Below are 17414 nucleotides of genomic sequence, written 5' to 3'. Positions count from 1 at the left end.
ATTTATTGAAAATCTATGTCGTAATTTAGTGTAACCGGGGCCACAGGCCAGGCGCAAGAGGTTTCGATTTATCAAGGCAGCGATCGCGTGATGAATCTCCCTAAACACTTTTTCGCTAGTCTCTTCAACATAAATATTTTTTCCTGGTATATCCCGGAACAAAAATGACCTCATTTCATTTTCATTCGAAGCAGAATGGATATTCGATAATAAATAATCGGCAATAATATATAAATTTACATAAACTGTTATCTGTATTTTTAATGATTTTTCACCCAAACACTTAAACATATTTAATGTATAGATATTTTATTTCTCATTTCTCCTCCATTCATTACAAATATCTAACTCGTTGTAATATATAATTATCTACCCCAACCCTTCTTAATCGACTCGTTTAGCTATTCCTGCTGTTAATGATCCAGATCAATAATCAAAATTACACATTCATAGATAGTTACTACACGTTACGAAATAAGTTATCAAACCAAAATTTTCAACGTAAATCGTGAATTAATTCAGATATAACAAGACGTTGTACCTTCCCGCCAGGATAGCGCCCTAACTTTATTTTTTGCATTGATGATGAGAGCTTTCAAATGAGATTTTTAAATAAATCAACTATCGCTGTTGTATTTGGTGTTGTGTTTGCTAATACAGCTAATGCTGCTGCATTTAATGTTACTTCTGATCAAGACAACATTACGATTATTGGTACACAAGGTGCCGGTTATGATCTTGATTTAATGGCCAACAAGGTTATTACGAATCAAAACGATATCACAGGTTTAAAAACTGAAAATACTGATCAATGGAATGCAATTAGCGCCGCTGATAACCTTGCTGGTAGTGCTAAAACTGATGCTCAAACTGCTAACACTAATGCTCTTGCTGCTGATGCAAAAGCTACTACTGCTAATACTATAGCAACATCGGCTAAAGCCGCTGCTGATCATGCTGAAATCACCGCCACCAATGCGAACAACAAAGCAGATGCTAATACACAAGCGCTTGCAAGTAAGGTCGATAAAAGCATTTTCAAAGCCGATCAGGATAGACAAGATCACGCCCTCCAGGACGCCTCTGACAAAGCGACTCAGGCATTTAATACGGGCGCTTATGCGCAATCTTTAGCTGTAGATGCACAAACGGCAGCCGCAGCGAATAAAGCTGCTGTTGCTAACGTTCAGTCACGCCAGCAAACACAAGAAGCGACGATTCAGAATCACAGCGCACAATTAGCGAATCATGAATCACGTATTACGTCGTTAGAGAATCAAAATAACGCTAAGTTCTCTTCTCTGGAGAATCAGCAGAATGAGGATCGCAAGGAATATCGTGCTGGTATCGCTGGCGCTGCTTCTCTTGCTGGTTTGCATTACGTTGATACAGATAACGCGGTTGCCGTCGGCGCTGCCAACTTCAAAGATGCGCAAGGTTATGCAATCGGCTACCGTCATAAGTTCGCTGAGAATGTAGCCGCTACCCTCTCTACATCAGGTACATCCAACGGTGATGAAATTGTTGCGGCGTCCGCATCTTACGGATGGTGATGTTACAGTATTAAAATAAAATGCCAGCGAACCGCCAGTGAGCTAAAAAAACTCGCACATGAGTTTTAATTAGCTGGCTATAACTCTATACAATGCTGCTCGCAAAGAAAATGACAAAGTACATTTTTATTTCCGCTGTTCTATATCTCACTTTTATTTTATTAGGGATATGGATTGGATTGATGTTAGGCACTTATATTTATAATTGTAATTACTGAGGCAATAATGAAAAAGTTAATGATGATAGCGGCTGTATTATCTCTTGCTGCGTGTTCCTCACCTGCTCAACGGATGGCGGATTGTCAAAGCAAGGGAGTTAGTAAAGATGCTTGTTATATAGCAGAGCAAAACCGCACTACAGCCATTAACGCTGCTGCTGAAAAACAGGCTTTGGAGAATGCTGCTCAACTTGCACAATCAGCACATAAGCATCTTCCTGAAGGCTGCACTCAGGTTATGGATGCTGCGGGTCGTTGTGAGAGCAAGCCTGCCAAAGCAAGCGGCGATTTTAAACAGTTTTCAGGTGAAGCGGATCGCGTTATGAATAAGCCAATCTCTGATGCTGCTGAATATCTGCTTTCGAAAGGCTGGAAGCCAAATAAGGGTTCATGGCACAAGGGTAGCTATATTATGCAGCTGGTTGTCGAAAAAGAGAGAGTTGTAAACGCACAATTATCCAAATAGTGATCTTAGCACTACGCTACCACCTGATAAGATTTACGTAGCCCCATTTGTATGGGGCTTTATTTTAGCTCGTGCCTAAATATAAATTTACTCTAACTGCCAGGCCCCGCCATGGATAAGCGACGCTCTCCCCGCCCAGGCAAACAACGCCAGCTCGCGGCCATCTGCATCAGGATAAATACGGCTGCTGAGGCACGCTTCCCCCTCATTGACAAACACCTCCACAGACGAGCTATCAAAGAACAGGCGCAGGTTCAGCATGTCGTTCAGGTTAAGCGCGACGCTTCGAGTACCGCACAGGCCATACTGCGAATAGTGACGCTCCAGCACCAGGCGCTGCATCTGGGCATCAACATAGACGCGTAGCCCGTCGCCGAGACGAATGCCGTATTGCTCCGCGCTGCTGTTCGCACAATCCCATTGCAAAATGACCTCCATCGCATCGCAGTGTTCCACCAGCGTCATCTGCTGGTTATTAAGCGTACTTATCGGCCAGGGGAACCACGCCCCGCGCAGGGTTTCAACTTCTCTGGCCGGCCGCATTTGCAGATGATTATCCGCACTCAGCGTCAGCTCGCGAGGTAAGGAGAGCATGCCTGCCCAGCCATCCTCCTGTTCCGGCAGAGGTGATTCCCACATGTCCAGCCAGCCGATGACGATGCGTCGACCATCCGGCGTCAGGAAACTTTGCGGCGCATAGAAATCATGCCCGTAATCCATCTCTACAAATTCACCTTCACGCACAAAGGGCTGGCCGGGCTGCCATTCACCTACCAGATACCCGCTCTGGAAAAGATTACGGTTTTTGAATCCGTCCGCCGCCAGCCCCTGAGGAGAGAACATCAGCACGCGTTTACCATTAAGGGTGAAAAAGTCCGGACATTCCCACATGTAGCCCATCTCTTTTTCAGCCACCGCGAGCACGCCCCTGTCCTGCCACTCTCGCAGATCGGCAGACCGGTACGCACGCACCTGGCCCGTATCACCCTCTCGCGCGCCAACGACCATGTACCACCACTCCCCTTCACGCCATACTTTCGGATCGCGGAAGTGATGCAGTCCAGGCGGTGTGTCAATGACGGTCCCGTGCCGCACAAAGTGTATGCCGTCACGGCTGGTTGCCAGGCACTGAACCTGGTAGAGATTAGCCTCATCGCCGGGATCGCCGTGGAATTTGTGGCCGGTGTAGATCAGCGCCAGCGTGTCGCCATCCACCACCGCTGAGCCAGAAAAACAGCCGTCCTTGTCGTCTGGTCCTTCCGGTGCCAGCGCAACCGGGAGGTGCTCCCAGTGAACTAAATCTTTGCTGCGCGCATGGCCCCAGTGCATCGCACCCCACTGGGTCGAATACGGATGATGCTGATAAAAGGCGTGATACCAGCCGTCAAACCAGACCAGGCCATTCGGATCGTTCATCCAGCCGGCTCGCGCGGCGAGGTGGTAACGGGGATACCAGCGCAGGTTAAGCCCTTCGCGTCCGGACTGCAGTTCCTGTTCTGCTTTCGTAATGGAATACGTCATTTCTCTACTCTTTGATCAGATAGTGGAAGGTTGCGGCATGAGCGGGTCAGAAGAGGACTTACCCGAGCGCAACAGGAAGATGGAGATAAACGTGGTGCTGAAAACTAATAACCCCATGATGAGATAGGACTGGGCAAAGCCGTACTTCTCATAGCTGTAGCCGGCCAGCGGCGACAGCACCGAGGCAATCACCGAGCTTGTACAGGCAAAGCCCACCAGATAGAGGGTGGAAGAGAGCCGCTTATCAAAATGCAGGCTGTTGTATTTAAAGATGGAGACCAGCAAAACGGGCAGTTCAACCGCGTGCAATAGCTTGGTAATGGAGATCAATACCGGTCCTTCAACCAGACCCGATGCCACCATACGCATCGCCATCACCATTCCCGCGAAAATCAGGCCGTTTTTCGCACCGAGGCGATTCACCAGCCACGGGGCGCAAAACATGCCCGCCGCCTCCAGGAAAACCTGGAAGGAGTTGAGATAGCCGTACATGGCGTTCCCTTCCTGTAACGTCGGGAACTGGGACGAGAAATAGACAGGGAACTGCTGGTCATAAACGCCATAAATACAGGTGCCGATAACGAAAAACACCAGCGCCCAGAAGCGCGGCAGCGTCAGCAGGCGCAATGCATCCTCCAGCGTGACCTTACCGCCGGACACCGCCTCCTGCATGGCGTGCGGAGCGGAAGAGACCCTGAGGCGCGCCAGCAACACAAAAAACACCAGCCCGGCGCAGCTCGCCACCGCGAAGTTCAGCTTCGGATTAATGTTGAACAGGAGCCCCGCAAAAAAGGTTGCCGCCGCCCAGCCCAGCGATCCCCACATCCTCGCCTTGCCGAACTCGAACTGGCTCTGGCGGGCCACGCGCTCGGTGTAGGACTCCAGAACCCCTATTCCGCCGTTAAACGTCAGTCCGATATAAATCCCTCCGAAAATACTGCCGAGTAATACGTTAATTTGCAGCAGATAACCAAACAGCAGGAAGGCCGGACCGGAAAGAATGAGCAGGCTGGTCAGAAACCAGAGCAGGTTTTTGCGCAGACCGAGTTTGTCCTGAATGAATCCATAGCAGATTTGAGCAAAAAGCGCGGAGACGGAAAGCACGGCATAGATAACGCCGGTATCCCCCGCTTTTAGGCCCACTTCCTGATGAAGCCAGATGGAGAGTAGCGAGCCGGAAGATGACCAGGTGACAAAAAAGAAAAAGAGTAGTGCGCTTAATAAAGGGTAGCTGTGAGAGTGATGCGTTTTCATCATGACATTCTCATGTTGGAGTAATGACACAATGGTAACGTTAACATAATTTCTTTCTCATGCTGTTTGGTGAAGATTTAAGATGTTAATCACGAAAGTTAACGTTAACATCAAGAGAATGAGATCGCGATCAAATATTCATCACGGAGGTAAGCCTGATCTGGCCTGTGCATCAGCCTTCCTTTTACATCAGCGACTTAGTTGTATACCCTTTCACACAGAGCATTAACGGAGTAAGAAAATGGCTTCCCTGAAGGACGTCGCAAAGCTGGCTAACGTATCGCTGATGACGGTTTCCCGCGCGCTGAACACCCCGGAACGCCTTAAGCCGGAAACGCTGGCGCGCGTTCAACTGGCTATCGAGCAGACCAGCTACGTGCCAGACCTGTCCGCCAAGAAAATTCGCGGCGCGCATGCCTCGCCGAAAACCATAGGCGTACTGGCGCTCGATACGGTGACGACGCCTTTCTCGGTGGAAATCACGCTGTCGATTGAAGAGACGGCCAGAATGCACGGCTGGAACAGCTTCGTGATGAATATGTTTACCGATGACAACCCGGACGCCATTGTCGACCTTCTCCTCTCTCATCGGCCTGACGGAATTATCTACACCACCATGGGGTTACGTCAGGTTCCTCTCCCGGCCAAACTCCTCACCCTTCCCTGCGTGCTGGCCAACTGCGAAAGTGACGGCGAAAAGGTCGCCAGCTATATTCCTGATGATGAACAGGGGCAGTATACCGCCGTACGGGCGTTACTCGCGGAGGGTTATCGACGCCCTCTCTGCCTGCATTTGCCTGAGGGGCATCTGGCCACAACCCGACGTCGTCAGGGGCTGGAACGTGCATGCCGTGAAGCGGGACTCGACCCGCACAGCCTGGCGCACAGCTATATGGCGCTCGGCGATGAGCACTATCGTGACATTCCGTCAGTATTGCTGGCGCACATGCAGAATGGCATTCCCCGGTTCGACTCCGTTATCTGCGGCAACGACCGTATCGCGTTTATGGTGTACCAGACGCTGCTGGCGCAAGGGCTTCGCATACCGGAAGATGTCGCCGTTATCGGCTATGACAATATGGTGGGTATTGGGGAGCTGTTCCTGCCTCCTCTCACGACGGTTCAACTGCCACACTATGAAATTGGTCGCCTGAGCGCCATGCATATTATTAACGGTGAAGAGCATCAGAACACCATGCGCGTTGAAAGTCCTTTTTTGATGCGTGATTCCGTTGTGCATGCATCATGAGCACCGCTTTTTGCACATGACGCAGGAATAGAGACAGGCAGCCTCCTTTTTTGCCATTCGATGGCACGTTTTGTCACACTCTTTTCTGCGACTGTACACGCCGGACAAACAGCCTGTAACAGGCTGTTTTTATTTGGCATAAAATGCAATTTTCATTTTAAAAATGGGGATATTTTCTCCCCACAGCCCCGTGTCACAAAACAGTAAACAAATTAACCATTGAGCCCCGTGGCAAAAGGCTCTATATTGGCGGCGTTTTTTTCAGGCCCCCATCTGTTTTTTAACTTTTTATTCAATCGTGGCTCATAACGAAGCGGCGGTTGTAGGAGTGATATGATGACGGATAAAGTCCGTATTGACACCGTAGATGCCCACAAAAGCAACGAAACCTATCTGGCCCGTCAGGCCGAGTTTGAATCTAACGTCAGGAGTTATCCGCGTAAACTGCCTTTAGCCATCACTAAAGCAGAAGGCGTGTGGATCACCGATGCAGATAATAAAGAATACCTTGACTGTTTAGCAGGCGCAGGGACCCTTGCGCTTGGCCATAACCATCCTGATGTGCTGAAAAGCATCCAAAATGTCATTACCAGCGGCTTGCCGTTACATACTCTGGATCTGACGACGCCTCTGAAAGACGCGTTTTCTGAATACCTGCTCTCTCTGCTGCCTGGTCAGGGCAAAGAGTACTGCCTGCAGTTCACCGGTCCATCCGGCGCTGACGCCGTTGAAGCGGCGCTGAAGCTGGCGAAAAAAGTGACCGGTCGTAGCGGTATCATCAGCTTCTCTGGTGGTTACCACGGTATGACCCACGGCGCGCTGTCCGTGACCGGCAACCTGTCTCCGAAAGAAGCGGTTGACGGTATGATGCCAGAAGTGCAGTTCATGCCTTACCCGCACGAATACCGCTGCCCGCTGGGTATCGGTGGTGAAGCGGGCGTGAAAGCGCTGACGTACTACTTCGATAACCTGATCAACGACGTTGAAAGCGGCGTGCGTAAGCCTGCTGCGGTGATCCTGGAAGCGGTTCAGGGCGAAGGCGGCGTGAACCCGGCTCCGGCTGAGTGGCTGCAGCGCATCCGTAAAGTGACTCAGGAACACGGCATTCTGCTGATCCTCGACGAAGTTCAGGCTGGCTTTGCCCGTACCGGTAAATTCTTCGCCTTCGAACACGCTGGCATTGAGCCAGACATCATCGTGATGTCTAAAGCCGTCGGTGGCGGTCTGCCGCTGGCCGTACTCGGTATCAAAAAGCAGTTCGATGCGTGGGCGCCAGGTCACCACACCGGTACCTTCCGCGGCAACCAGCTGGCGATGGCAACCGGTCTGACGACGCTGAAAATCCTGAAAGACCAGAACATCGCAGGCAAAGTGGCTGCACAGGGCGAATGGCTGAAAGGCCAGCTGAAAGAGATGGCGAAACGCTATCCGGTCATCGGCCACGTGCGCGGTCTGGGCATGATGATCGGTATTGAGATCGTTAAGCCACACGAAGCCGCAGACCACATGGGCTGCTTCCCTGGCGACGGCGAGCTGTCTGCACTGATTCAGAAGAAGTGCTTCGAAGCCGGTCTGATTCTGGAGCGCGGTGGCCGTAACGGTATCGTTCTGCGTCTGCTGCCGTCTCTGCTGATCAGTGACGAAGAGCTGAAAATCTTCCTGGATAAATTTGAGCAGGCACTGCTTGCTGCGGGCGTTCGCCCGGCGTAACCGGAGTTGTTGATTACGATGTCTGATTCAAACCCAATTTTGTTCTCCTCTGCGCAGAGCATTGAAGCTTACCAGCAGGCGATTGAACAAAGCACTCAGGCTGTGATGCAGTGGCTGAAACAGCCTGAGATGTACCAGGGCAAAACGGTCGCGGAACTGCGCGACCGTATTAAGCTGGATTTCAACCCGAAAGGGCTGGGCAACGAAGCGGCGATTGAACGCGCCGTCGAGTTCTTCCTGAAAGACAGCCTGTCCGTTCATCACCCGCAGTGTGTGGCGCACCTGCACTGCCCAAGCCTGGTCGTAAGCCAGGCGGCGGAAGTGCTGATCAACGCCACTAACCAGAGTATGGACTCCTGGGATCAAAGCCCGTCCGCAACCATCATTGAGATCAAACTGATCGAGTGGCTGCGTACCCGCGTGGGTTATCAGGCCGGCGACGCAGGTGTTTTCACCAGCGGCGGGACTCAGAGCAACCTGATGGGCCTGATGCTGGCTCGCGATGCGTTTTTCGCGCGTCAGGGTCATTCCGTTCAGCAGGACGGTCTGGTTGGCGATCTGCGCAAAATTCGCGTGCTGTGCTCCGAAAACGCGCACTTCTCCGTGCAGAAAAACATGGCGCTGATGGGCCTGGGTTACCAGTCCGTGGTGCAGGTGAAAACGGACGAATTCTCCCGCATGGATCTGACCGATCTGGCGGCGAAAATCGAACAGTGCAATGCGAACGGCGAGCAGATTCTGGCCATCGTCGCGACGGCAGGTACCACCGATGCCGGTGCTATCGACCCGCTGCGTGCGATTGCAGAGCTGGCGGCGAAGCAGAACATCTGGGTACACGTTGATGCGGCCTGGGGCGGCGCGCTGCTGATGTCTGAGCAGTATCGTCACTACCTGGACGGCATCGAGCTGGTGGATTCCGTCACCCTGGACTTCCACAAGCAGTTCTTCCAGACCATCAGCTGCGGCGCGTTCCTGCTGAAAGAAGCGCGCCACTATGAGCTGATGCGCTATCAGGCGGCTTACCTGAACTCTGAGTTCGACGAAGAGGCCGGCGTGCCTAACCTGGTTTCCAAATCTCTGCAGACCACCCGTCGTTTTGACGCGCTGAAGCTGTGGATGAGCCTGGAAGCGCTGGGTCAGGAGCAATACGCGGCGATCATCGATCACGGCGTGACCCTGGCACAGCAGGTTGCGGCCTACGTGAAAGCGCAGCCTGCGCTGGAGCTGGTTATGCAGCCGCAGCTGGCAAGCGTTCTGTTCCGCTTCCGCGGACAGGTGCAGACCGATGAAGCGGGTATCGCCCTGCTGAACCAGAAAATTGGTGACGCGCTGCTGGAATCCGGCCGTGCAAACGTCGGTGTGACCGAGCATAACGGCGTGACCTGCCTGAAGCTGACGCTGCTGAACCCAACCGTGACGCTGGAAGATATTAAAATCCTGCTGTCTCTGGTTGAGCGCACCGCGCAGGAAGTTCTGGCTAAGTAATACAACACCCCTCTTCCGCCGGGAGAGGGGTTATTTTTATACGCCTGCCCACCACATCCTTAATTTTAATCCCCAGTAGCTCGTCCAGCCCGTCGTGGTACTGACCACGTTCCCCTTCGACACAACCACCAGCGTTGGCGTGACGCTCACCTGCCACTGCTGCGACAAAGCACCGTTTGCATCGTTAATCACCGGCATTTTCAGCTGTTTCTTATCAACCCAGCGCTCAAGCTTTGCGTTGTCACCAGAACGCATGGCGATACTCACCACGTTCCCGCCCTCTTCTGCCAGTTGATTAACCGCAGGCGTCGTGTAACGGCATATGCTGCACCAGGTGGCCCAGACGTAAATCAGCAGCGGACGCTCCTGGCTGAGCGCCGCGATATCGAGGATGTTGCCATCGATGCTCGTCATCGGTGTTGCACTAAAACTGGCGGGGAGCGTCGGTTTTCGATACCAATCAACACCCCATACCACGGCCAGCGTCAGCAGAACGAGTATGATCCCTTCCCGCGCCCAGCGGCGCAGTCGACTGATTTTGCGGTTATCCATTGTGACCTCATGTTTTAACGAAGGTCATCTTAACGGGCAATACGCCATCACGCTGTAAAGAAGTGTCGGGCCTGTAAGCTGGTAAAGATCGCGTCATCGATGAGGTATACCAAAAGGAAAACGATTATCAGGTAGGTTCATTTTTGTTACATTTTTTTTCAAACAAGCCATAGTCTGATATTTAAAATAGGCAGGTTGCCGTATTGTTGGCAGGCAAAATCAAACTTAAAAACCGTTCAACTGGAGAAAAAATGGCTAAGTGTAAATGGCTGCTTCTCGGGGTCGTGATGTCTCTGGCAAGCGCGGCGAATGCAGCACCACAAGCGGCATCCGGCATCAAGGCCTATGAAGAACAAGAGTTCATCGCTGACTTCACGAAATTCAAGATTGGCGACACGGCGCCGGCGCAGTATCAAACGCCGGAGTACACCATCAAACAGTACCAGCTGCGTAACCTGCCGGCTCCGGATGCCGGAACCCACTGGACCTACATGGGCGAGAACTACGTGCTGATTGGCGATGCGGATGGCAAAATTTACAAAGCCTATAACGGAGATATTTTCTATCACCGCTAATACCATCCTGATCCGCCCCTGGCAGGAAAGCGATCGCCCTTTCCTGCGCACGCTCTTCCTCCACGCCCGGCGTGAGGCCTGGCCATGGCTGGACAGTTCAGACTGGCAGCTTGAAGACTTTGACGCGGCCACCCGTGACGAAGTGATTTGGGTTGCCACGCAGAACGGTCATCGCCTGGGTTTTGCCTCCGTCTGGACGAACGATAATTTCCTGCACAACCTATTTGTTGACCCGCAGTATCAAAGTCTCGGGGTCGGGAAGTTGCTCCTGGAGCAGGTTCAGAAGACGTTTACCAGTACGGGTTCGCTTAAGTGTCTGGTGAAGAATGCGCGGGCTATTGCGTTTTACCAGCGACACGGCTGGCACATTGAGGCGACGGGGGATTCTCCGGAGGGAGAATATTATTTGATGCACTATCGCTTGGGTTAAAGTCGGGTGGCGGCTTCGCCTTACCCGACCTACGTGATGGTGCCACTTGTAGGCCGGGTAAGCGAAGCGCCACCCGGCAATTCTACGCTAAGGCGTTACACCGCGCGGAACGCGATTTCACCTGGGATGACTTCGCCCTGCCAGTAGAGCTGCGCCGCAACGCGTCCCGCCAGCTGGCGATACATTTCTGCAAATTCGCTGTCCGGACGGCTGACCACCGTCGGCTTGCCGCTATCCAGATCTTCGCGCAGGGTAATGTGAAGCGGCATCTGTCCCAGCAGCTGGGTGTGATACTTCGCGGCCAGTTTTTCTGCGCCACCCGTGCCGAAGATAGGTTCGTGGTGGCCGCAGTTGCTGCAGATGTGCATGCTCATGTTCTCGACGATACCGAGCACCGGCACTTCCACCTTCTCGAACATCACGATGCCTTTTTTGGCGTCGATCAGCGCGATATCCTGCGGCGTGGTCACCACAACGGCTCCCGTCACCGGAATGTTCTGCGCCAGCGTCAGCTGAATGTCACCGGTGCCCGGCGGCATGTCCAGCACCAGATAATCCAGATCCGGCCACATCGTCTCCTGCAGCATCTGCAGCAGCGCTTTGCTGGCCATCGGGCCGCGCCAGACCATGGCGTTATCGTCAGTCACCAGGTAACCGATGGAGTTGGTCGCCAGACCGTGCGCCATGATTGGCGCCATGTGGGTGCCGTCCGGCGAAGTTGGGCGCTGGTTTTCCGCGCCCAGCATGTTCGGAATAGACGGACCGTAGATATCGGCGTCCAGAATACCGACCTTTGCCCCTTCCGCTGCCAGCGCGAGCGCCAGGTTAACGGCGGTAGAGGATTTCCCCACCCCGCCTTTGCCCGAGCTGACGGCAATGATGTTTTTCACGCCGTTCACGCCAGGCTGGTTTTTCACGCGCTTCAGCGTGGCGATGCTGTGGCTCAGCTTCCAGTCGATCGCCTTCGCGCCGGTCATGCGCAGCAGCTCAGAACTGGTCTGCTCTTTCAGCGCGTCAAAGGCGCTGGTCCAGACGAACGGCATCTGCAGCTCAATGTGCAGCGTATCGTCCAGCCAGGCGACGTGGTGTAACGCTTTCAGCGTAGTGAGATTGTGCTTCAGGGTTGGATGCTGAAAGTTAGCCAGCGTCCCGGCGACCATTGCTCGTAAGGCTTCCGGTGATTTGGCCTGGGATTGAGAACTCATCCCGACTCCTTTGTTCTTGTGAATAAGACCTTAGATGAACAAGTTTACCTGAAAGGCCGTGGTTTGTGCTTACTTAATAATGCCCCTTTTGGTAATATCAAAAACCCTTTTCACAGTTAAAAGAAGTAATGCCTACTATGACTCAAGTCGCGAAGAAAATTCTGGTAACGTGCGCACTGCCGTACGCCAACGGCTCAATCCACCTCGGCCACATGCTGGAGCATATCCAGGCTGATGTCTGGGTCCGTTACCAGCGAATGCGCGGCCACGAGGTTAACTTCATCTGTGCGGACGATGCCCACGGCACGCCGATCATGCTGAAAGCGCAGCAGCTGGGGATTTCCCCGGAGCAGATGATTGCCGAAATGAGTCAGGAGCATCAGACTGATTTTGCTGGCTTTGACATCAGCTATGACAACTATCACTCCACGCACAGCGACGAAAACCGCGAGCTGTCGGAGCTGATCTACACCCGTCTGAAAGAGAACGGTTTTATTAAAAACCGCACCATCTCTCAGCTGTACGATCCGGAAAAAGGCATGTTCCTGCCGGACCGTTTCGTCAAAGGCACCTGTCCGAAATGTAAATCCCCGGACCAGTACGGCGATAACTGCGAAGTGTGCGGCGCGACCTACAGCCCGACCGAGCTTATCGAGCCGAAATCCGTGGTATCCGGCGCCACGCCGGTGATGCGTGACTCCGAGCACTTCTTCTTCGACCTGCCGTCCTTCAGCGAAATGCTGCAGGCGTGGACCCGCAGCGGCGCGCTGCAGGAGCAGGTGGCGAATAAAATGCAGGAGTGGTTCGAATCCGGCCTGCAGCAGTGGGATATCTCCCGCGATGCGCCGTACTTCGGCTTTGAAATCCCGAACGCGCCGGGCAAATACTTCTACGTCTGGCTGGACGCGCCAATCGGCTACATGGGCTCCTTCAAGAACCTGTGCGACAAGCGTGGCGATACCGTCAGCTTCGACGAATACTGGAAGAAAGATTCCACTGCCGAGCTGTACCACTTCATCGGTAAAGACATCGTTTACTTCCACAGCCTGTTCTGGCCGGCGATGCTGGAAGGCAGCAACTTCCGCAAGCCAACCAACCTGTTCGTACACGGCTACGTAACGGTGAACGGCGCGAAGATGTCCAAGTCCCGCGGGACGTTCATCAAGGCCAGCACCTGGCTGAACCACTTCGACGCGGACAGCCTGCGCTACTACTACACCGCGAAGCTCTCTTCCCGCATCGACGATATCGACCTGAACCTGGAAGATTTCGTGCAGCGCGTGAACGCGGACATCGTCAACAAGGTCGTCAACCTGGCGTCCCGTAACGCGGGCTTTATCGCGAAGCGTTTTGACGGCGTGCTTTCTGCTGAACTGGCCGATCCTGAGCTGTATAAAACCTTCACCGATGCCGCCGCTGCGGTTGGTGAAGCCTGGGAAAGCCGTGAATTCGGTAAAGCGATTCGTGAAATCATGGCGCTGGCCGATGTTGCCAACCGATATGTGGACGAGCAGGCCCCGTGGGTGGTCGCGAAACAGGAAGGCCGCGACGCTGACCTGCAGGCGATCTGCACCATGGGTCTGAACATGTTCCGAGTGCTGATGACCTGGCTGAAGCCGGTTCTGCCGCAGCTGGCAGCCCGTGCTGAAGCGTTCCTGAACACCGAACTGACCTGGGATGCAATCCAGCAGCCGCTGCTCGGCCACAAGGTCAACACCTTCAAGGCGCTGTACAACCGCATCGAGATGAAGCAGGTTGAAGCCCTGGTAGAAGCGTCTAAAGAAGAGGTGAAGGCGGCTGCGGCACCGGTCACCGGCCCGCTGGCGGACGATCCGATTCAGGAAACCATTACCTTCGATGATTTCGCCAAAGTCGACCTGCGCGTGGCGCTGATTGAAAACGCGGAATTCGTGGACGGTTCTGACAAGCTGCTGCGCCTGACGCTGGATCTGGGCGGCGAGAAGCGCAACGTCTTCTCCGGCATCCGTTCTGCCTATCCGGACCCGCAGGTGCTGATCGGCCGTCAAACCGTGATGGTGGCGAACCTGGCGCCGCGCAAAATGCGCTTCGGCATCTCTGAGGGGATGGTGATGGCCGCAGGCCCTGGCGGGAAAGATATCTTCCTGTTAAGCCCTGACGAAGGCGCGAAGCCGGGTCAGCAGGTGAAATAACAAAAAAGCCGGAGATAATCTCCGGCTTTTTTATGGCATTTTGTTTTCTCCCTCTCCCTGTGGGAGAGGGTCGGGGTGAGGGCATCAGGCCACACCCATTCTGCAATCACGCCTTCGGGTGATGCACCCGGTGAGTTAACCCGCGCAGGAAATTACGCAGAAACTGATCGCCGCACTCGCGGTAGTTTTTATGATCCGGCGCACGCATCATGGCGGTGACTTCCGGCACGGATACGCGGAATTTTTGCTCAGTCATGATCGCCACGATATCGTCCGTTTTCAGCGAGAAGGCGATGCGCAGCTTTTTCAGCACCGTGTTATTGTTCACGCGACGCTCAAGCGCCAGCTCTGGCGCGGCCGGATCTTTGCCACGCTTATCGTAAATCAGGCCGTTCAGGAAACCCGACAGAATGATGTCAGGGCAGCGGACAAATCCCTCTTCGTCTTCTTTGGTCATCCACGTGTCAAAACTCGCAGACGTGGATTCCATGTCGGACAGCGCAAGAATGCGCACCATGTCGTTATTGTTCGCTTTCAGGGTGTAGCGCAGGCTACGAAGAATATCGTTACTTAGCATAGAGCCTTCGAATGTCGATGATGCAATGGCGCGCAGTGTACCAGCTTTACAGCCCAATCGCCTCTTTCAAACTCTTCAGGTAGCGACGGCTGACGGGTACCGTTTGTCCGGCACGCAGCACCAGCTCGGCCTGGCCGTTATCTTCCAGGCGGATCTCCTTCAGGTGCGCCATGTTCACCAGATACTGGCGGTGGCAGCGAATCAGCGGCGTGCGGCTCTCCAGCGTGCGCAGGGTCAGCTCGGTAAACCCTTCGTTCCCTTCCGCGCTGGTGACAAACACTCCGCTCAGGCGGCTGCTGACAAAGGCCACATCATCCATCTGAAGAAGATAGATCCGGCTGTGCCCGGTGCAGGGGATGAACTTCAGCGGCTGCTGGTTTTCCGGCAGAAGCGTGACGTCCTGTACGGTGCGCTCCTGGCGTAAACGGGTGAGCGTTTTTTCCAGCCGCTTCTCTTCAATCGGCTTGAGCAGATAGTCAAACGCGTGCTCCTCAAAGGCCTTAACGGCATATTCATCAAACGCCGTCAGAAACACGATGTAGGGACGATGTTCCGGGTCGAGCATGCCGACCATCTCCAGCCCGCTGATGCGGGGCATCTGAATATCGAGGAACAGCACGTCCGGGCGCAGTTTGTGCACCGCGCCGATGGCCTCAATGGCGTTCGCGCACTCCCCCACAATCTCAATATCCGGCTGCTCCTGCAGCAGAACGCGCAGGTTTTCCCGTGCCAGCGGCTCGTCATCCACAATCAGCACTCTTAACATGCGTTTTCCTCCAGCGGCAGTCGTACGGTAATACGGGTAAATCGGTCTGGCTCACAGGCGACGGTAATGCCACAGTCGTCGCCAAAATGGGCGCGCAGGCGTTTATCCACCAGGCTCATCCCCAGACCGCCAGAGGCGGAAGGCTGGTAAAGCCCGGCATTGTCTTCAATATCCAGCACCAGATGGTGGTTAAAACGGCTGGCGGCAATGGTTATCTCCCCCGTTCCCAGTAGCTGCGACGTGCCGTGCTTAATGGCGTTTTCCACAATCGGCTGCAGGGTAAAGGCCGGAAGATGCTGATACGCCAGCTCATCCGGCACGGAGAGCGACACCTGCAGGCGCGACTGGAAACGCGCCTGCTCAATCTGAAGATAGGCATTCACGTGCTCAATCTCATCGGCGAGGGTGACGATCTCAGACGGTCGCTTCAGGTTTTTGCGAAAGAAGGTCGACAGAAACTGCACCAGCTGCGCGGCCTGATCGCTGTCGCGGCGGATCACCGCTTTGAGCGTGTTGAGGGCGTTGAACAGGAAATGCGGATTGACCTGGGCATGCAGCAGCTTAATTTCGGACTGCGTCAGCAGCGCTTTCTGCCGCTCATACTGTCCGGCGAGGATTTGCGCGGACAGCAGCTGGGCGATCCCCTCCCCCAGCGTGCGGTTGATCGAGCTGAACAGACGGTTTTTCGCCTCATACAGCTTGATGGTGCCCATCACCCGCTGATTCTCGCCGCGCAGCGGAATCACCAGCGTGGAGCCCAGCTTGCACTGCGGATGCAGCGAACAGCGATAAGGCACCTCGTTACCGTCGGCGTACACCACCTCACCGGTTTCAATGGCGCGCAGCGTGTAGGCTGAGGAGATGGGTTTCCCCGGCAGATGGTGATCGTCCCCGGTGCCGGTAAAGGCCAGCAGCCGCTCGCGGTCGGTGATAGCCACCGCGCCGATATCCAGCTCCTTGTAGAGCACCTGCGCGACCTTCATGCTGTTCTCTTCGTTGAACCCCTGGCGCAGGATCCCTTCGGTCGAGGCGGCGACCTTCAGCGCCGTCGCGGAAAAGGCCGAGGTGTACTTCTCAAACATGGCGCGCTTGTCGAGCAGAATGCGCATAAACAGCGCCGCACCCACGGTGTTGGTTACCATCATCGGGGCGGCAATACTGCCGACCAGGTGCAGCGCATCCTCAAACGGACGGGCAATGAGCAGAATGATCGCCATCTGCGCCATTTCGGCTACAAAGGTAATGGCACCGGCGGTGAGCGGGCTAAAGACTTTATCCGGGCGGCCGCGTTTGATCATGTAGCTGTGCACCAGCCCGCCTAGCAGACCTTCCACGATCGTGGAGATCATGCAGCTGAGCGCCGTCATCCCGCCCATGGAATAGCGATGCAGACCCCCGGTTAAACCGACAAGGCCACCGACGACGGGACCGCCCAGCAGCCCGCCCATCACCGCGCCGATAGCGCGCGTATTGGCAATAGAGTCTTCGATATGGAGACCAAAATAAGTCCCCATGATGCAGAAAATAGAGAAGGTGACGTAGCAGAGCAGCTTATGCGGCAGACGTACGGTGACCTGCATCAGCGGGATAAACAGGCGCGTTTTGCTCATCAGCCAGGCAATGACAAGAAACACGCACATCTGCTGAAGCAACAGCAGCACCAGATTAAACTCGTACATACT

General features: G+C 54.2%; 15 protein-coding genes. 8 read left to right on the top strand and 7 right to left on the bottom strand.

The features are described 5' to 3' along the window. Window positions 1-599: 599 nt before the first annotated feature. Together BM007_RS14930 and BM007_RS14925 are read left to right on the top strand one after the other, a co-directional pair. Window positions 600-1553 (top strand): YadA C-terminal domain-containing protein, encoded by a 954-nt coding sequence (locus BM007_RS14930; RefSeq protein ID WP_090419572.1) that lies wholly within the window; start codon window positions 600-602, stop codon window positions 1551-1553. A 225-nt stretch (window positions 1554-1778) separates the two neighbouring features. Beyond that, on the top strand, window positions 1779-2237 hold the full coding sequence (locus BM007_RS14925) for a hypothetical protein (protein WP_090419569.1): 459 nt from the start codon (window positions 1779-1781) through the stop codon (window positions 2235-2237). Between the two features lie 87 nt (window positions 2238-2324). On the opposite strand, the gene BM007_RS14920 is transcribed toward BM007_RS14925, so the two are convergent. Together BM007_RS14920 and BM007_RS14915 are read right to left on the bottom strand one after the other, a co-directional pair. Beyond that, window positions 2325-3758, bottom strand: a complete 1434-nt coding sequence (locus BM007_RS14920; RefSeq protein WP_090419565.1) for a glycoside hydrolase family 32 protein — start codon at window positions 3756-3758, stop codon at window positions 2325-2327. 15 nt (window positions 3759-3773) lie between these two features. Beyond that, a complete protein-coding gene (locus BM007_RS14915; protein ID WP_024908135.1) occupies window positions 3774-5015 on the bottom strand; it encodes an MFS transporter in 1242 nt (413 codons plus the stop codon). Window positions 5016-5253: 238 nt separating this feature from the next. Here BM007_RS14915 and BM007_RS14910 point away from each other — a divergent pair, with 238 nt between their 5' ends. The 3 genes from BM007_RS14910 (at window position 5254) to BM007_RS14900 (ending at window position 9456) form a co-directional block, all read left to right on the top strand. Next, the gene (locus BM007_RS14910; protein WP_090419562.1) at window positions 5254-6261 is read left to right on the top strand and encodes a LacI family DNA-binding transcriptional regulator; all 1008 of its coding nucleotides are present in this window, start codon (window positions 5254-5256) and stop codon (window positions 6259-6261) included. Window positions 6262-6594: 333 nt separating this feature from the next. Next, window positions 6595-7971 carry a diaminobutyrate--2-oxoglutarate transaminase gene (locus BM007_RS14905; RefSeq protein WP_014884533.1) on the top strand — a complete coding sequence of 459 codons (1377 nt, stop codon included), beginning with the start codon at window positions 6595-6597 and terminating at the stop codon, window positions 7969-7971. Window positions 7972-7989: 18 nt separating this feature from the next. Then, complete coding sequence (locus tag BM007_RS14900) at window positions 7990-9456, top strand: pyridoxal phosphate-dependent decarboxylase family protein (protein WP_024908138.1); 1467 nt, start codon at window positions 7990-7992, stop codon at window positions 9454-9456. 36 nt (window positions 9457-9492) lie between these two features. On the opposite strand, the gene BM007_RS14895 is transcribed toward BM007_RS14900, so the two are convergent. Then, window positions 9493-10008: a protein disulfide oxidoreductase gene (locus BM007_RS14895; protein ID WP_090419556.1), complete on the bottom strand. Its 516-nt coding sequence runs from the start codon at window positions 10006-10008 to the stop codon at window positions 9493-9495. A gap of 251 nt (window positions 10009-10259) precedes the next feature. Between BM007_RS14895 and BM007_RS14890 the strand changes: the two genes are divergently transcribed. Together BM007_RS14890 and BM007_RS14885 are read left to right on the top strand one after the other, a co-directional pair. Further along, complete coding sequence (locus BM007_RS14890; RefSeq protein ID WP_048992494.1) at window positions 10260-10583, top strand: RcnB family protein; 324 nt, start codon at window positions 10260-10262, stop codon at window positions 10581-10583. Next, window positions 10534-11013 (top strand): GNAT family N-acetyltransferase, encoded by a 480-nt coding sequence (locus BM007_RS14885; RefSeq protein ID WP_090419553.1) that lies wholly within the window; start codon window positions 10534-10536, stop codon window positions 11011-11013. The genes BM007_RS14890 and BM007_RS14885 overlap by 50 nt, the downstream gene beginning before the upstream one ends. Before the next feature lie 95 nt (window positions 11014-11108). Here BM007_RS14885 and apbC read toward each other — a convergent pair whose 3' ends face one another. Beyond that, window positions 11109-12218 (bottom strand): iron-sulfur cluster carrier protein ApbC, encoded by a 1110-nt coding sequence (gene apbC / locus BM007_RS14880; protein WP_045908656.1) that lies wholly within the window; start codon window positions 12216-12218, stop codon window positions 11109-11111. A gap of 137 nt (window positions 12219-12355) precedes the next feature. Here apbC and metG point away from each other — a divergent pair, with 137 nt between their 5' ends. Then, window positions 12356-14389 carry a methionine--tRNA ligase gene (gene metG / locus BM007_RS14875; RefSeq protein WP_032663202.1) on the top strand — a complete coding sequence of 678 codons (2034 nt, stop codon included), beginning with the start codon at window positions 12356-12358 and terminating at the stop codon, window positions 14387-14389. Window positions 14390-14495: 106 nt separating this feature from the next. On the opposite strand, the gene BM007_RS14870 is transcribed toward metG, so the two are convergent. Genes BM007_RS14870 through BM007_RS14860 form a run of 3 tightly spaced genes read right to left on the bottom strand, consistent with a single transcriptional unit; the run spans window position 14496 to window position 17411 of the window. Continuing rightward, complete coding sequence (locus BM007_RS14870; protein ID WP_008500891.1) at window positions 14496-14966, bottom strand: YehS family protein; 471 nt, start codon at window positions 14964-14966, stop codon at window positions 14496-14498. Between the two features lie 46 nt (window positions 14967-15012). Beyond that, the gene (btsR, locus tag BM007_RS14865) at window positions 15013-15732 is read right to left on the bottom strand and encodes a two-component system response regulator BtsR (RefSeq protein WP_024908144.1); all 720 of its coding nucleotides are present in this window, start codon (window positions 15730-15732) and stop codon (window positions 15013-15015) included. Further along, complete coding sequence (locus BM007_RS14860; RefSeq protein WP_048992500.1) at window positions 15726-17411, bottom strand: sensor histidine kinase; 1686 nt, start codon at window positions 17409-17411, stop codon at window positions 15726-15728. Before BM007_RS14860 ends, btsR begins: the two co-directional genes overlap by 7 nt. Between the last annotated feature and the right edge of the window lie 3 nt (window positions 17412-17414).

Source organism: Enterobacter sp. NFIX59 (assembly GCF_900113755.1).
Taxonomy (GTDB): domain Bacteria; phylum Pseudomonadota; class Gammaproteobacteria; order Enterobacterales; family Enterobacteriaceae; genus Enterobacter; species Enterobacter pseudoroggenkampii.
This window is presented reverse-complemented; position numbering and strand designations above follow the sequence as displayed.

Bases quoted from the DNA above. Each gene is read 5' to 3' on its own strand.
- BM007_RS14895 (WP_090419556.1), bottom strand. From the start codon at position 10,008: ATGGATAACCGCAAAATCAGTCGACTGCGCCGCTGGGCGCGGGAAGGG.
- btsR (WP_024908144.1), bottom strand. From the start codon at position 15,732: ATGTTAAGAGTGCTGATTGTGGATGACGAGCCGCTGGCACGGGAAAAC.
- BM007_RS14890 (WP_048992494.1), top strand. From the start codon at position 10,260: ATGGCTAAGTGTAAATGGCTGCTTCTCGGGGTCGTGATGTCTCTGGCA.
- apbC (WP_045908656.1), bottom strand. From the start codon at position 12,218: ATGAGTTCTCAATCCCAGGCCAAATCACCGGAAGCCTTACGAGCAATG.
- BM007_RS14920 (WP_090419565.1), bottom strand. From the start codon at position 3,758: ATGACGTATTCCATTACGAAAGCAGAACAGGAACTGCAGTCCGGACGC.
- BM007_RS14925 (WP_090419569.1), top strand. From the start codon at position 1,779: ATGAAAAAGTTAATGATGATAGCGGCTGTATTATCTCTTGCTGCGTGT.
- BM007_RS14930 (WP_090419572.1), top strand. From the start codon at position 600: ATGAGATTTTTAAATAAATCAACTATCGCTGTTGTATTTGGTGTTGTG.
- metG (WP_032663202.1), top strand. From the start codon at position 12,356: ATGACTCAAGTCGCGAAGAAAATTCTGGTAACGTGCGCACTGCCGTAC.
- BM007_RS14900 (WP_024908138.1), top strand. From the start codon at position 7,990: ATGTCTGATTCAAACCCAATTTTGTTCTCCTCTGCGCAGAGCATTGAA.
- BM007_RS14860 (WP_048992500.1), bottom strand. From the start codon at position 17,411: ATGTACGAGTTTAATCTGGTGCTGCTGTTGCTTCAGCAGATGTGCGTG.
- BM007_RS14885 (WP_090419553.1), top strand. From the start codon at position 10,534: ATGGCAAAATTTACAAAGCCTATAACGGAGATATTTTCTATCACCGCT.
- BM007_RS14870 (WP_008500891.1), bottom strand. From the start codon at position 14,966: ATGCTAAGTAACGATATTCTTCGTAGCCTGCGCTACACCCTGAAAGCG.
- BM007_RS14910 (WP_090419562.1), top strand. From the start codon at position 5,254: ATGGCTTCCCTGAAGGACGTCGCAAAGCTGGCTAACGTATCGCTGATG.
- BM007_RS14905 (WP_014884533.1), top strand. From the start codon at position 6,595: ATGATGACGGATAAAGTCCGTATTGACACCGTAGATGCCCACAAAAGC.
- BM007_RS14915 (WP_024908135.1), bottom strand. From the start codon at position 5,015: ATGATGAAAACGCATCACTCTCACAGCTACCCTTTATTAAGCGCACTA.